Genomic DNA, 13,707 nt, shown 5'->3' with positions numbered 1-13,707 from the left:
GCACAATACAGTCACCATCTTCTTCAAGTTGCTTAAAAGCCTTTTTTAAAAATGTCCTTTACAAAGGGTACACTTTATGTTGAGTTGTCTTTTTTATTTTGCTTGATTGCGAATAATATGTAATGCTTTCATTAACATTTGAGCATTTTTTTCTTCAATCTCTGCTTTACGGGGAATTGGTTCATACAATGGAGTAGGGTCTTCCCACGTTGGGATAAAAGGAACCGGTGATTGGGGCTGCCATTTTTCTAACCATTGGGCAGGTAGGGGACCTGATGGACAAGGCAAGTCTTTCATCTCGGTCCAAATAAAGGACCAAGCCCTCGGAACAACACGCCAAATATCATAACCTCCGCCACCTACTGCTATCCATTTCCCATCACAATATTCGTGGGCTAGCTTATGGGCTAGTTTCGGAATCTCTTGATAGATTTTCATAGTGCCATATAAATGGGTAAGGGGATCGAAATAATGGGCATCCGCACCATTTTGAGTAATGACGACATCGGGCTTAAAATAGTCAAATACTTCTCTAACGGCTTGTTCATAAATCATTAAAAAGCTTTCATCTTCTGTAAAGGCATCGATTGGAAAATTAAAGGATGTACCGTATCCTTGACCGTTCCCCCGTTCTGTCACATTGCCAGTGCCAGGAAAAAGGTAGCGTCCAGTCTCATGGATGGAAAGGGTACAGACGTCAGGATCATCATAAAAAGCCCATTGAACACCATCTCCATGATGGGCATCCGTATCGATATATAATACCCTTGCATTATATTTTTCTTGGATATAGCGTATAGCAACAGTGCTATCATTGTATATACAAAAACCTGAAGCCCGGCCATGGAAACCATGATGGAGTCCTCCACCAAGGTTTAAAGCATGCCTACTTTTCCCTTGCATCACATAATCCACAGCTTGTAATGTACTTCCTACTAATAGTGCACTTGCTTCATGCATATTTGTGAAAATAGGCGTATCTTCAGTGCCGATACCATACATTTCACATTGCTGTGGGGTTAGTAAACCGTGTCCTGCTTTTTTTACCGTATCGATATATTTTAAATCGTGTCCAAGGGCGATTTCTTCATCTGTTGCAACCCTTACCGGTATAATATCATCATCTGATAGGGCACCAATATTTTTCAATAAGTCCATCGTTAAAAGTAAGCGTGTATGATTAAAAGGGTGTGAATCTGAAAATTTATATCCGAGTTGTTCAGGAGAATAAATAAATACGGCATTTTTCATCATAGTTCTATCCCCGGTAAATTTGGCCATAAAACATGGAAGCCTTCTTTTCGTAAATCTTCAATAATTAAAAGAGGATTAATAATTTGAACTCGGATAGATAAAATTTTTGAATGGTCATTTTCAGAATCTGGATAAACTAAAACACTTAAAACGTTTGCTTTATGTTTTTTAAATACTTCGGCTATATTTGATAAAATACCTGGCTTGTCCGTTACCTTAATATCAATTTTGGAAGAAGGTTTGTTAGCACCTGTTAGCTCGATATATGTATAAAGTAAATCGGTTGTTGTAACAATCCCGACTAATTTTCCACCGGTAACAATAGGTAAGCAACTAATCTTTGATTCATATAAAGTAAGGGCAACATCCTCGACTGAATCAAGGGGATGACCGATTAACGGATTCTTTACCATAATTTTGTCTAAAGTAGTGTCATAAGTAACTTGATTTTCATCATCTGTTAATGAAGTAGGTAGTATATTTTTTAAATCATGTTGTGTAATGATTCCAACAACATAATTTTGATCATCCACTATAGGTAAATGTCTTATTTTTTTCTCTTTCAATAGCTGGATAGCATCTTTGACAGTATTAGAAGGTAATAGCGAATAGACATCTTTATTCATAATTTCTTCAATAATCATCTAATTTCCCCCTCGTTAATACATATATCGATTTCTAAAACGTAACTTGTCGAAGCGTTCTAATGTGTCGTCATTTACCCGTTTTCCAACTCGGGCCATTAAACAATTTGCTGGATGGGAACAAATTTCTGGATCATCGGTTGGGTAATATTCGAAGCCTACCACATTCATCATTCTCTCCATCATTTTTCGGTATTCCCAAATATTTAAACCAGTTCCTTTTAAATCCCAATGCCAATAATATTCCGTCGTAATAACTAAATAATCTTCCATCTCATCTCCCATGAAAGAAACTTGTAATAACTTTTTTCCTGCACCAAAACCTCGATAGCTCGGAATGACTTCTATTGCTCCTAATTCAATCATGTTTTCTATAGGATCATCTGACCAACTTTCCATTGGATCGGGATATAGATAAGTTACATAACCAACGACGGTGTTTCCATTACGCATAATGACAATTCGTCCTTCTTCAAGGTTTGCTATTCCTACTAAAGCTTTTTTCTGTTGCATTGGGGGTCTAAAGGATACTAAATCTTCATGGAAATCATAAAGCTGTAATTGTTCCGATGGGACAGGACCTTCTACGATTACAATTCCATGTTTCGTCTCCATTTCTACTGAATAAAAATTTTTAATATGTTCCATTCCAATTCGCTCCACAAAAAATGATAAATCCATTATATGATAAATTATGCACAAAATCGCTGAATTTCGTTAAAAATGCATGAATTATTTCAAAATTTAAAACATTCGACTCAAAATGTTCTGAATATTGTAAAATATGATTAGCTTATTTGAATAGAGAAATAGATTAGCATTTCAAAAACTATTTTGAATAAGTGGATTATTTCGTTTAAGCATTCGAAATTGATGAAAGGGGTAATTTTTATGGGGATAAAAATTACGGACAAACTAGCGATTGTTACGGGGAATCATCATTTAGAAAATTATGATGAAACAGTTGCAACTTTTAATTGGCAAGAAACTGAAAAATCCTTTAGTTGGTATACAACGGGGAAGGTTAATACAGCGTATGAGGCAATCGACAAACATGCAGAAAGCTTTAGAAAAAATAAGGTAGCGTTATTTTTTGATGATGGGATTCGAAAAGAAAGTTATACCTTTTATGACATGATGCGGTTGTCCAACAAAGCAGCGAACGTATTAAAGGAAAACTCAAGCTTACAGAAGGGTGATCGTTTATTTATTTTTATGCCCCGCTCACCTGAGCTATATTTTTCTTTATTGGGTGCTATTAAAATGGGTGTCATTGTTGGCCCATTGTTTGAAGCCTTTATGGAGGGTGCTGTTTATGATCGTCTAGCAGATAGTCAGGCTAAAGCGCTTGTAACAACCCCGAGTCTTTTAAACCGAGTACCAATCGAGAAGTTACCGCATTTAGAAACAATCTTCCTTGTTGGGGAACAAGTAGAAGAAAGTGGAAAAATAATTGATTTTAATCGTAGGTTAAAGGAAGCTTCTAGCTTTTATAATATAGAGTGGGTTGATTTAGAAGATGGACTGTTATTGCATTATACTTCAGGTTCAACGGGTGCCCCAAAAGGCGTTTTACACGTTCATAATGCAATGATTCAACACTATCAAACAGCGAAATGGGTTCTTGATTTACAAGAACAAGATATTTATTGGTGTACCGCAGATCCTGGATGGGTGACAGGAACCGCCTATGGAATTTTCGGCCCATGGTTAAACGGTGCGACGAATTTAATAATAGGTGGACGTTTTAGCCCACAAAGTTGGTATGGAGCTATTGAGCAGTACGGTGTAACCGTTTGGTATAGTGCGCCAACCGCCTTTCGAATGTTAATGGGTGCAGGTTCTAGTATTTTAGAGCAATATGATCTTTCTTCCCTTCGTCATGTATTATCAGTAGGGGAACCATTAAATCCCGAAGTCATCCGTTGGGGAATGGATGAATTAGGACATAGAATTCATGATACGTGGTGGATGACAGAAACAGGTGGTCATATTATTTGTAATTATCCTTCAATGGATATTAAGCCTGGGTCAATGGGAAAACCAGTACCTGGGATTTATGCAACGATTGTGGATGATGAAGGACATGAAGTTCCGCCGTTTACAATGGGTAATTTAGCTATTCGGAAAGGCTGGCCGTCGATGATGCGACAAATTTGGGGAAATCCTGAAAAATATGACTCTTATTTTTTAAAGGGAGAATGGTATGTTTCAGGAGATTCAGCTTATAAAGATGATGATGGCTATTTCTGGTTCCAAGGACGGGTTGATGATGTTATTATGACGTCTGGAGAACGGGTAGGTCCCTTTGAAGTAGAAAGTAAATTGTTGGAACATCCTGACGTCATCGAAGCTGGAGTCATTGGTAAACCAGATCCGATAAGGGGAGAAATTATTAAAGCCTTTATTGCATTACGTGAAGGAGTAGAACCATCGGAACAATTAGCAGAAGATATACGACATTTTGTAAAAGTCGGTCTTGCTGCTCATGCTGCTCCCCGTGAAATTGAATTTAAAGAAAAGCTTCCTAAAACACGGAGCGGTAAAATTATGCGTCGAGTTTTAAAAGCTTGGGAATTAAATCTTCCAACAGGAGACTTATCGACAATGGAAGATTAATAATTATTCATTCATATAATAACGGAAATGTTTCTAGTTATATTCATATTTATACAAAGAAATGAAGGATATTCATCGGTTTTAATGATGGATATTCCTTTTTTTTGTTTAAAAAATTATTAAAAATACAGTTGACTAAATATTTATGCAGAATTATACTATCCTTATCTTAGATGTAAAAAAAGTATATTAACAGATTGGCATAAAAATACATAAACTCATGTCAAAATATTTGGGGTGTGTTTTCAAATTATAGGGGTGAACTATATGAAAGTTGGTATTATCGGGGCTACTGGTTACGGTGGATTAGAACTTATTCGATTTTTACACAATCATCCAGAAGTACAACAGATAGAACTGTTTACATCTTCAGATGAAGGAGCCATTTTTTCATCAAAGTTTGGTCATTTATTAACGATACAAGATACGCCATTACAAAAAATCGATATAGAGACACTAGCCCATTTAGATGTTGTATTTACGAGTACTCCTTCAGGGGTAACAAGTACTCTATTACCTCCTCTAGTTGGTGTAGGACCGAAGATAATCGACTTATCGGGAGACTATCGATTAAAGGATTTAGAGGTATTTGAAAAATGGTATAACAAACAGCCTGCTCCGAAACAGCTTGTGAAGCAAAGTGTTTATGGACTAACTGAATGGAATGAAAGGAATATTCAATTAGCCCATTTAGTCGCCAATCCAGGTTGCTATCCGACCGCTGTTTTACTTTCCATATTACCGTTAATAAAAGAAGGGTTAATTGATCCTAACTACTTAGTCATTGATGCGAAAAGCGGTGTATCTGGAGCAGGAAATAAACTTTCACAAACAACCCATTATAGTGAAATGAATGAAAACTTCTCAATTTATAAAGTAAATGAACATCAACATATTCCTGAAATTGAACAGGCGATTGAGCTATTTGCGGATGTGAAAACGACAATTACTTTTAATACCCATTTAGTTCCGATGACACGCGGAATCTTAGCGACAACATATGCACCAGTAATCAATGGCGTTTCTAATGAACAGTTAACGGAATGTTTAATGGAAACGTATAAAGATCATCCATTTGTCCGTGTTGTTTCTAGCGGCACATCGATAGGAACAAGCCGAGTAAAAGGTTCGAACTATTGCGATATTTTAGTGAAACTAGATGAAAGAACGAATCGAGCAACAATTGTAAGCGTCATCGACAATTTAGTAAAAGGAGCTGCGGGGCAAGCGATTCAAAATATGAACGTTCAATTTCATATGCCTCAAACATTTGGTTTGGATGTCATACCGTTATTTATTTAAGGGGGAGAAAAATGTCAAACGTATTATATGAATTGAAAAAAATATCTAGTAAAAATATAGTTGCACCAAAAGGGTTTTCTGCTGCAGGTATTCATTGTGGTATAAAACATAAGAAAAAGGATTTAGCTATTTTAGCTAGTGAAGTACCTGCCAGTGTTGCGGGTGTATTTACAACAAATGCTGTGCAAGCTGCACCATTATTTGTTACAAAGGAAGTTGTTTATAACACTGGTAAAATGCAAGCCATCATCGTTAATTCAGGAAATGCCAATGCGTGTACAGGAAAACAAGGCATGGCCGATGCATATGAAATGCAAAAGTTAGCAGCTAATAAGCTTGGTATTTCCCCTTCTTATGTTGGGGTAGCTTCAACGGGCGTGATAGGCGAAATGATGAAGATGGAACCTATTCGAACTGGAGTTGAAAAACTTCAATTGGGAAAATCCCTTGAAAACGGTATTGATTTCGCTCAGGCTATTTTAACGACAGATACGGTTATGAAAAATACATCCTATAGTACCCTTATTGATGGGAAAGAAATAATCATTTCCGGTACAGCAAAAGGCTCCGGTATGATTGAACCTAATATGGCTACAATGCTAGGGTTTATTACAACCGATGCCAACATTGAATCAAAGGAATTGCAAGCAGCTCTGTCAGAAATTACGGAGCTAACCTTTAATGCCATAACTGTAGACGGGGATACATCTACGAATGATACGGTAATCGTAATGGCAAATGGATTAGCGGGGAATGACCCATTATCACCGTCCCATCCTGATTGGGATAACTTTTATCGAACATTAAAGGCTGTTGCAGAGGACTTAGCTAAATCGATTGCCCGTGACGGGGAAGGAGCAACGAAGTTAATCGAAGTAAAAGTTGATGGTGCTTTAAATGACGAAGAAGCACGGAAAATTGCTAAAACGGTTGTCGGCTCCCCATTGGTCAAAACAGCTGTATTTGGTAATGATGCCAACTGGGGCCGAATTATTGCAGCTGTTGGTTACAGTGGTGCCAGCATTGATCCTGAAAAAATCTCTATTAAAATCGGACCTGCCCTTATGGTTCAAAATGGTGAACCTTTTCCGTTTTCAGAGGAACAATTAACGGATATTTTAAAATCCAATGAAGTAAAAATTACCGTTTCTTTAGCCCAAGGTGATGGACACGGATTAGCGTGGGGGTGTGATTTAACATATGATTATGTCCAAATCAATGCATCCTACCGATCGTAAAAAAATTGTTATTAAACTTGGTGGAAGTACATTAGAAGGTTTAAATAAAACCTTCTTTTCTAATTTTAAAGTTTTACAACAAAGTGGGTATGATATCATCATTACTCATGGTGGGGGACCTGCTATCAATCGAGAGTTAGAAAAGCAAAATATAACATCAAAAGTATTAAATGGGATTCGAATCACGAGTAAAGAAGCGATGGATATTGTGCAATCTACATTAATCGGAAAAGTGAATCCTACACTTGTAGGAGAGTTAAATGAAGCAGGAATAACCGCTATAGGGTTAAATGGTTTTGATGGTCAATTGCTACAGTGTGAATTATTAGATTTTGATACTTATGGATATGTAGGGAAAATAATGAATGTGAATACCGATTTACTGCTTCAATTGTGTAAACAACAAATTGTTCCGGTCGTTGCTTGTGTTGGTACCGCAATGAACGGTCAGGGGCTCAACATAAATGGGGATACGGTGGCAAGTGAAGTCGCGTTAGCGATAGAGGCAGAAAGCTTATTACTTGTGACAGATGTTTGTGGGATACGAGTCAATGACGTATACAGGAAAGAAGCTACACCTAGTTTAATCGAGAAGTGGATTGAGGAAGGAGCAATTTATGGGGGAATGATCCCAAAAGTTCAAAGTGCTATTCAAGTTTTAAATTCAGGAATTCCTTCAGTCCAAATTGTGAATGACCAGTTAATCGGAACGACGATTGTTCCTTCCTTTAGTGAAAATGTCGTCTCTAAATAAAATATAAGGGGTGCAAAACAAAAATGAATGCATTATTTAATAATTATTCAAGAAGACCTATTAGCCTGGTAGAGGGAAAGGGAACAGTCGTTACGGATTCCAACGGAAAACAATATTTAGATTTTACGAGTGGTATTGCGGTTTGCAGTCTTGGTCATGCCCACCCTTCTTTAGTGGAAACCATTAAAGAACAGAGTGAAAAAATTTGGCATACTAGTAATTTGTTCGAAAGTCCAGGTCAAGTGGTTTTAGCGGAAAGTTTAATAAAAAATAATCATTTGTCCCATGCCCTTTTTTGTAATAGTGGTGCAGAAGCCAATGAAGCTGCTATTAAACTAGCAAGAAAATATACTGGAAAACACCGTATTATTACTTTTGAAAATTCTTTTCATGGTCGAACGTTTGGAGCGATGTCGGCTACAGGACAAAAGAAAATACATCAAGGATTTGGGCCGCTGCTAGACCAATTTATTTATTTACCTTTTAATGATGTGGAAGCTTTACAAGAGAAGGTAGATGATTCAGTAGCTGCTATTATGCTTGAAGTTGTACAAGGTGAAGGTGGTGTTCATGCAGTTACAGAACCATTTGCTCAAGCGATTCAAGATATTTGTGAAAAAAATTCGATTTTACTAATTGTCGATGAAGTACAAACAGGTATCGGTCGTACCGGTACACGCTTTGCCTTCGAGCAAACACCTTTAAAACCTAACATTGTTTCGATTGCAAAGGGGTTAGGTGGAGGATTCCCGATTGCTGGAATTTTAGCAACTAGTGAATTGTATGAAACATTTGGCCCTGGATCCCACGGTACAACATTTGGTGGAAATCCATTAGCTGTTGCTGTAGCTCAAAAGGTTATCGATATTGTTTTTGAACAATTCTTTTTAGAAGATGTACAAGAAAAATCAAACTACCTCCTTCAAAAATTACATGAAACACTACCAAAAGATCAATTTGCTATTCGTGGAAAAGGGTTACTCCTTGGCATTGATTGTGGTATGGATGTCTCCCATTTTGTAACGGAAGCAGAAGAAGCGGGGTTATTGCTTGTAGGGGCAGGCCCTAATGTCCTTCGTTTACTACCACCATTAACTGTTACGAAGGAAGAGATGGACGAAGCAGTAGAAATTTTGAAAAAAGTGTTATTAACAAACAAAAGCGCAATCTCAACTAGTTGAGATTGCGCTTTATTTATGAATCTATTGATTGGTATCGGTAGAACCACTGTTGACTCCAGCTGCAGGTTTATCTGTACCAGAACCTGTTTCTTTATCAGGATTTTTTCCGGTATCCGTATTGGAATCTTTATCGTTTGTTTTGCCATCCGTATCTTTATCAGTTCCTGCGTTAGCATCATTATTTTGATTATCTTTGTTAGCATCTTTGTCTGCATCTTTATTTTCTTCTTTAGTCGGTTCTTTAGGTTCGACTTCTTTTGTAGCTATCGTATTAGATTGGGAAGACTCTTTACCTGTTATATCGACAGCTACTACCATGTAAGAGCGATCTTTTGCCACTGTGAATTTCAGACTTTGACCGTCTTTTAATGTAGCAACTAATGAACGTTTGCCATCAGTAATTTCATACACTCTGTAACCGACGACATCATTCGAAGACGATTTTGACCAAGTCATTGTTGCCCCTTTTAATGATGCTTTGACACCATTAGGTGCCTTGTCATCGGCATTAAATTTAGCTGAAGAAACGACTTTACTATTTTCACTCTTTGGCCATAGTTTAGAAGGATCTCCTCCTAATCTACCGAGCATTTTATCTGCAAAATCAGGGTTTATACCGGCCCCTCCTTTAATAACAAATTCACTAGGAGTAGATTCTAGAGCGCGATATGCTTTTCCATTAATCATAACCGATGATGCCGAAATTAAACTATCATCAGTACGACTTGGAACAAAGGCATTTCGATTAAATAAATCGGATCGAACAAGACCAGCTTGAGAACACGCCTTCGATGGAGCATCCCCGGAAATTCCACAGAAGGAAGCGGAAATTACATTTTTCGGTCGTGCAAATTGTTTATCCGTATCCACTAATTCAGGGTTTGCATCGTATTGGGAATTCATCAATTTCGCCCAAAGTAAGTTTACTCGTTCACTTGGCTGTCCGTACGTATTATTAAAACGACTAAGGGTTTTCGGTTTGTCATAACCCATCCAAACACCTAATGTTACATTCGGATTATAACCGACTAACCATACGTCTTTATACTCTTGTGTCGTACCTGTTTTAGCAGCAAAATCAGCAGAGAATTTTAAATTACGTCTTGCTTTTGTCGCTGTACCATATTCTAAAGTATCTCTTAACATATCGGTAACGATATAAGATGTCTCAGGCGAGAATACAGGAACAGGTTCTGCTTTGTGCTCGTAAACGACATTACCATCTAAATCTTCAATTCGCTCAATCATATAGGCATCAATGAATTGACCTCCATTAGCAAAGGTAGCAAAGGCATTTGTATTTTCTTCTACTGTTGGTCCTGTATGCATTGCACCGATAGCTAGCGATAAGTTATCACCTTCACCTTCTCTCAAAGTAGAGAAGTCCATTTTTTCTAAATAGGATGTAGGTTGTCTATCTCTAATTGAATCATATAAACGTATAGCAGCTAAGTTTTGTGATTTTGCTAAAGCTTCTCGGGCAGGAATAATACCCATTTCTTGCGTTGCAGAATAGTTGGAAGGTGACCAGCCTCTATAAGAAAACTTCACGTCTACTACAGGACTTCCTGCACCAATTACTCCATATTCAACGGCAGGTGCATAAACTAATAATGGTTTCATCGTCGAACCGTTTTGGCGTTGTGCTTGTGTTGCGTGGTTCAATTGTTCAAGTTTGAAATCCCGACCACCGACAAAACTTAAAATTCTTCCTGTGCCATTTTCAATCATCATTCCACCAAGTTGAACAGGTTCTTCTACCACTTCTTCTTTGCCTGTTTCTTCATTTACCTTTGTGGAAGTATACGTATAACCGTAGCTTTTGAAGTTTTTAGCAGCTTCCTGCATCGCGTCATACATTTCTTTATTGATAGTAGAGTAAATTTTATAACCACCAGAACGTAAATCCCGATCGGCTAAAATCATATATTTTTCCTTTAAGTTTTCTTCTTCCTCTAAACGTTGTGGATCAATGCCATCTTTTTCTGCAAGCTTTTCAGCTAAAATTTTCTTTGCTCGATCTTCCAGTTCATAAGTAAGGTATGGATATTTATCAATTGCTTCTGGTTCCGGTTTACGGAAATCTTTTGTAATATCGTAATTCACCGCTTGTTCATATGCAGTTTGATCTATGTAGCCAGCTGTAAGCATTCGATTTAAAACAGTTTTCATTCGGTCAATTCCCGGTTTTAAACCTTCAGCATCCTTTAGTTCACCTGTATTGGTGAAAGGTGTATGGGCAAAGGGTGCTTGTGGAATTCCAGCAATATAGGCAGCTTGTGGTAATGTTAAATCAGCTGCGGAGACACCGAAAATACCTTGGGCAGCAGTTTCGACACCGGCAATGTTAACTCCTGAAGCATTACGACCGTAAGGAATAATATTTAAATAAGCTTCTAATATTTCTTCCTTCGACATAAATTTTTCCAATCTTAACGCAAGTAAAATTTCTCTAGCTTTTCGTTCGTAGGAAACTTCATTCGTTAAAATTTGGTTTTTAATTAATTGTTGTGTTAAAGTGGACCCTCCTGTTTGGGTAGAGGAGTTCGTAAAGTCTTGGAATACTCCACGAAGGACGGCTTTAGGGACAATTCCATCGTGCTCCCGGAAATATTCATCTTCTGTCGCAAGTACTGCATTAATCAAAGTAGGAGATACTTTATTAATAGAAGTTTCTCTTCGTTCGATATCAGTACGAATTTTCCCTATGTAAACTTCATTTGCAAAATACATTTCACTCGTTTCTTCATAGCTATAAATCTGTTCCCTCATTTCTTCTTTAGAAAGGAGTGGATCGTCTTTTACGAGGGATGCAAAATAGCCAAGTCCTATACCGCCAACGAATACGATCGCAGTAGTTAGGAAGATTAAAAATATGAGAGCTAAGTTCCATATCACACTACCAGTAATTCTTAATCGACTCATTTTTTTGGATGAAGCCAAGGTATCTATTTTTTCATTGATATGTTTCAATTTATTTTTTAAATGACTTAACCATTCTTTCACTTTCTCGACCCCCTTAAAATCCTGTTTATTATAGCATATTTCCCACATGTGTTAATATATTTATTGACAATCAATTTAGGAAGAGTACAATATACTATAATAGTTTTTCAAGTGTAGATGAGTCTGAAGTAATGTTTACATTCCCTGTTATAGAGAGCTAGCGGCTGGTGAAAGCTAGACATAATGTAAAACATGAATTACGTTCTTGGAGCTTGAACGACCCCGTTGCGTTAAAACGATAATGAGAGGAAGAAAATCTTATTGATAGATTTCTTCAAGCTGGGTGGTACCGCGTTTTTGTAATGAACGTCCCTGCATGTAATTTATGTTACATGTGGGGACTTTTTATTTTGTTTATCAATTATTTTATAAAATCAAATATGTAAATGGAGGAAAAAACATGACAAACCCTTTAATTGAAGATTTACAATGGCGTGGCTTGTTATATCAACAAACGGACGCAGAAGGTATGGAAAAATTATTAAATGAAGAAAAGGTTTCTTTGTATGTTGGTGTAGACCCAACTGCAGATTCCATGCATATTGGACATATCGTTCCATTATTAACGTTACGTAGATTCCAACAAGCGGGACACCGACCGATTTTACTTGTTGGTGGAGCTACAGGAATGATAGGGGATCCATCAGGACGTTCAACAGAGCGAAATTTATTAACAGAAGAGCAAATTGCGAAAAATGTTGCTGGCTTAAAAGCTCAAATGGAGCGAATTTTTGATTTTAGTAAATCAGAAAATGGGGCAAAGCTTGTAAATAACTATGACTGGATTGGGAAATTAAGTGTCATTGACTTCCTACGTGATTATGGGAAATTAGTGAATGTTAATTATTTACTTGCAAAAGATACTATTGCGTCTCGACTTGAAACTGGAATTTCCTTTACAGAATTTTCGTATACCCTCATTCAAGGAATCGATTTTAATTACTTGTATGATAACTATGATGTACGCATTCAAGTAGGTGGTTCTGACCAATGGGGGAACATTACTACAGGTCTTGAAGTAATCCGTAAAACCCATGAAGAAGAAACGAAAGCATTTGGGATTACGATTCCATTAGTGACAAAAGCAGATGGAACGAAATTTGGTAAAACAGCGGGTGGTGCTGTATGGTTAGATCCAGAAAAAACATCTCCTTATGAGTTTTACCAATTTTGGGTAAATGCTGCCGATGCAGATGTAGTAAAATATTTAAAAATCTTTACATTCCTATCCCGTGAAGAAATTGAAGCTTTAGAAGTTTCAGTACAAGAAGAGCCTCATTTACGTAAAGCACAAAAAACATTAGCTGCAGAAATGACAAAGCTGATTCATGGGGAAGAGGGATTAGACCAAGCAGAACGTATTACGGCTGCTTTATTCTCAGGAGACTTAAAAAGTTTATCGGTAGATGAAATGAAAGTTGCCTTTGCAGGAGTTCCTTCCGTGGAACTTTCAAAAGAGGATAAAAATATTGTTGATTTACTTGTGGAAGCAAGTATTTCTTCTTCAAAACGTCAAGCACGTGAAGACGTAACAAATGGTGCCATTTTAGTAAATGGTGAAAAGGTAACAGACCTACACTATGTGGTAGATGCAAAAGATCGTTTAGAAGATGCCTTTGCCATCATTCGTCGTGGGAAGAAAAAATATCATATGGTGAAATTTAATTAATAAAAAAGGCGATCCAAATTTTGTTTGGATTGCCTTTTTT

The 13,707-nt window shown here is 37.1% G+C and carries 10 protein-coding genes and 1 other annotated feature; of the genes, 6 read left to right on the top strand and 4 right to left on the bottom strand.

All coding sequences use genetic code 11. The features are described from left to right. Positions 1-93: 93 nt before the first annotated feature. The 3 genes from ACH0B5_RS14665 to ACH0B5_RS14655 are packed head-to-tail and all read right to left on the bottom strand — an operon-like array spanning position 94 to position 2,546. Positions 94-1,251 carry an acetoin utilization protein AcuC gene (locus ACH0B5_RS14665; RefSeq protein ID WP_122973632.1) on the bottom strand — a complete coding sequence of 386 codons (1,158 nt, stop codon included), beginning with the start codon at positions 1,249-1,251 and terminating at the stop codon, positions 94-96. Then, positions 1,251-1,898: an acetoin utilization AcuB family protein gene (locus ACH0B5_RS14660; protein ID WP_122973625.1), complete on the bottom strand. Its 648-nt coding sequence runs from the start codon at positions 1,896-1,898 to the stop codon at positions 1,251-1,253. Before ACH0B5_RS14660 ends, ACH0B5_RS14665 begins: the two co-directional genes overlap by 1 nt. Before the next feature lie 15 nt (positions 1,899-1,913). Beyond that, positions 1,914-2,546: a GNAT family N-acetyltransferase gene (locus ACH0B5_RS14655; RefSeq protein ID WP_122973626.1), complete on the bottom strand. Its 633-nt coding sequence runs from the start codon at positions 2,544-2,546 to the stop codon at positions 1,914-1,916. A 243-nt stretch (positions 2,547-2,789) separates the two neighbouring features. Here ACH0B5_RS14655 and acsA point away from each other — a divergent pair, with 243 nt between their 5' ends. The 5 genes from acsA to ACH0B5_RS14630 all read left to right on the top strand — a co-directional run bounded on the left by acsA (position 2,790) and on the right by ACH0B5_RS14630 (position 8,992). Next, positions 2,790-4,517 (top strand): acetate--CoA ligase, encoded by a 1,728-nt coding sequence (acsA, locus tag ACH0B5_RS14650; protein ID WP_122973627.1) that lies wholly within the window; start codon positions 2,790-2,792, stop codon positions 4,515-4,517. Between the two features lie 267 nt (positions 4,518-4,784). Then, positions 4,785-5,819 (top strand): N-acetyl-gamma-glutamyl-phosphate reductase, encoded by a 1,035-nt coding sequence (argC, locus tag ACH0B5_RS14645; RefSeq protein WP_122973628.1) that lies wholly within the window; start codon positions 4,785-4,787, stop codon positions 5,817-5,819. Between the two features lie 11 nt (positions 5,820-5,830). Beyond that, positions 5,831-7,057 (top strand): bifunctional ornithine acetyltransferase/N-acetylglutamate synthase, encoded by a 1,227-nt coding sequence (gene argJ, locus ACH0B5_RS14640; RefSeq protein WP_122973629.1) that lies wholly within the window; start codon positions 5,831-5,833, stop codon positions 7,055-7,057. Then, entirely contained in the window at positions 7,020-7,811 is a 792-nt protein-coding gene (argB, locus tag ACH0B5_RS14635) for an acetylglutamate kinase (RefSeq protein ID WP_122973630.1), read from the top strand. The genes argJ and argB overlap by 38 nt, the downstream gene beginning before the upstream one ends. Before the next feature lie 23 nt (positions 7,812-7,834). Next, complete coding sequence (locus ACH0B5_RS14630; RefSeq protein ID WP_341362479.1) at positions 7,835-8,992, top strand: acetylornithine transaminase; 1,158 nt, start codon at positions 7,835-7,837, stop codon at positions 8,990-8,992. 21 nt (positions 8,993-9,013) lie between these two features. Here the strand turns inward: ACH0B5_RS14630 and ACH0B5_RS14625 are convergent, their stop codons facing one another. Continuing rightward, complete coding sequence (locus ACH0B5_RS14625; protein ID WP_241559273.1) at positions 9,014-11,917, bottom strand: transglycosylase domain-containing protein; 2,904 nt, start codon at positions 11,915-11,917, stop codon at positions 9,014-9,016. Positions 11,918-12,103: 186 nt separating this feature from the next. Next, positions 12,104-12,315: a binding site (T-box leader), on the top strand. A gap of 83 nt (positions 12,316-12,398) precedes the next feature. Between ACH0B5_RS14625 and tyrS the strand changes: the two genes are divergently transcribed. Continuing rightward, on the top strand, positions 12,399-13,667 hold the full coding sequence (gene tyrS / locus ACH0B5_RS14620) for a tyrosine--tRNA ligase (protein WP_406928029.1): 1,269 nt from the start codon (positions 12,399-12,401) through the stop codon (positions 13,665-13,667). Positions 13,668-13,707: the final 40 nt, after the last annotated feature.

Origin of the sequence: Ureibacillus sp. 179-F W5.1 NHS (assembly GCF_045369345.1) — a bacterium.
Taxonomy (GTDB): Bacteria; Bacillota; Bacilli; order Bacillales_A; family Planococcaceae; genus Ureibacillus; species Ureibacillus halotolerans.
Note: the sequence above shows the minus strand (reverse complement) of the source record. Positions and strands in the feature narration are given on the sequence as shown.

Excerpts from the sequence above, each read along its gene's own strand:
- ACH0B5_RS14665 (WP_122973632.1), bottom strand. The coding sequence starts at position 1,251 with ATGAAAAATGCCGTATTTATTTATTCTCCTGAACAACTCGGATATAAA.
- ACH0B5_RS14660 (WP_122973625.1), bottom strand. The coding sequence starts at position 1,898 with ATGATTATTGAAGAAATTATGAATAAAGATGTCTATTCGCTATTACCT.
- ACH0B5_RS14655 (WP_122973626.1), bottom strand. The coding sequence starts at position 2,546 with ATGGAACATATTAAAAATTTTTATTCAGTAGAAATGGAGACGAAACAT.
- acsA (WP_122973627.1), top strand. The coding sequence starts at position 2,790 with ATGGGGATAAAAATTACGGACAAACTAGCGATTGTTACGGGGAATCAT.
- argC (WP_122973628.1), top strand. The coding sequence starts at position 4,785 with ATGAAAGTTGGTATTATCGGGGCTACTGGTTACGGTGGATTAGAACTT.
- argJ (WP_122973629.1), top strand. The coding sequence starts at position 5,831 with ATGTCAAACGTATTATATGAATTGAAAAAAATATCTAGTAAAAATATA.
- argB (WP_122973630.1), top strand. The coding sequence starts at position 7,020 with ATGATTATGTCCAAATCAATGCATCCTACCGATCGTAAAAAAATTGTT.
- ACH0B5_RS14630 (WP_341362479.1), top strand. The coding sequence starts at position 7,835 with ATGAATGCATTATTTAATAATTATTCAAGAAGACCTATTAGCCTGGTA.
- ACH0B5_RS14625 (WP_241559273.1), bottom strand. The coding sequence starts at position 11,917 with ATGAGTCGATTAAGAATTACTGGTAGTGTGATATGGAACTTAGCTCTC.
- tyrS (WP_406928029.1), top strand. The coding sequence starts at position 12,399 with ATGACAAACCCTTTAATTGAAGATTTACAATGGCGTGGCTTGTTATAT.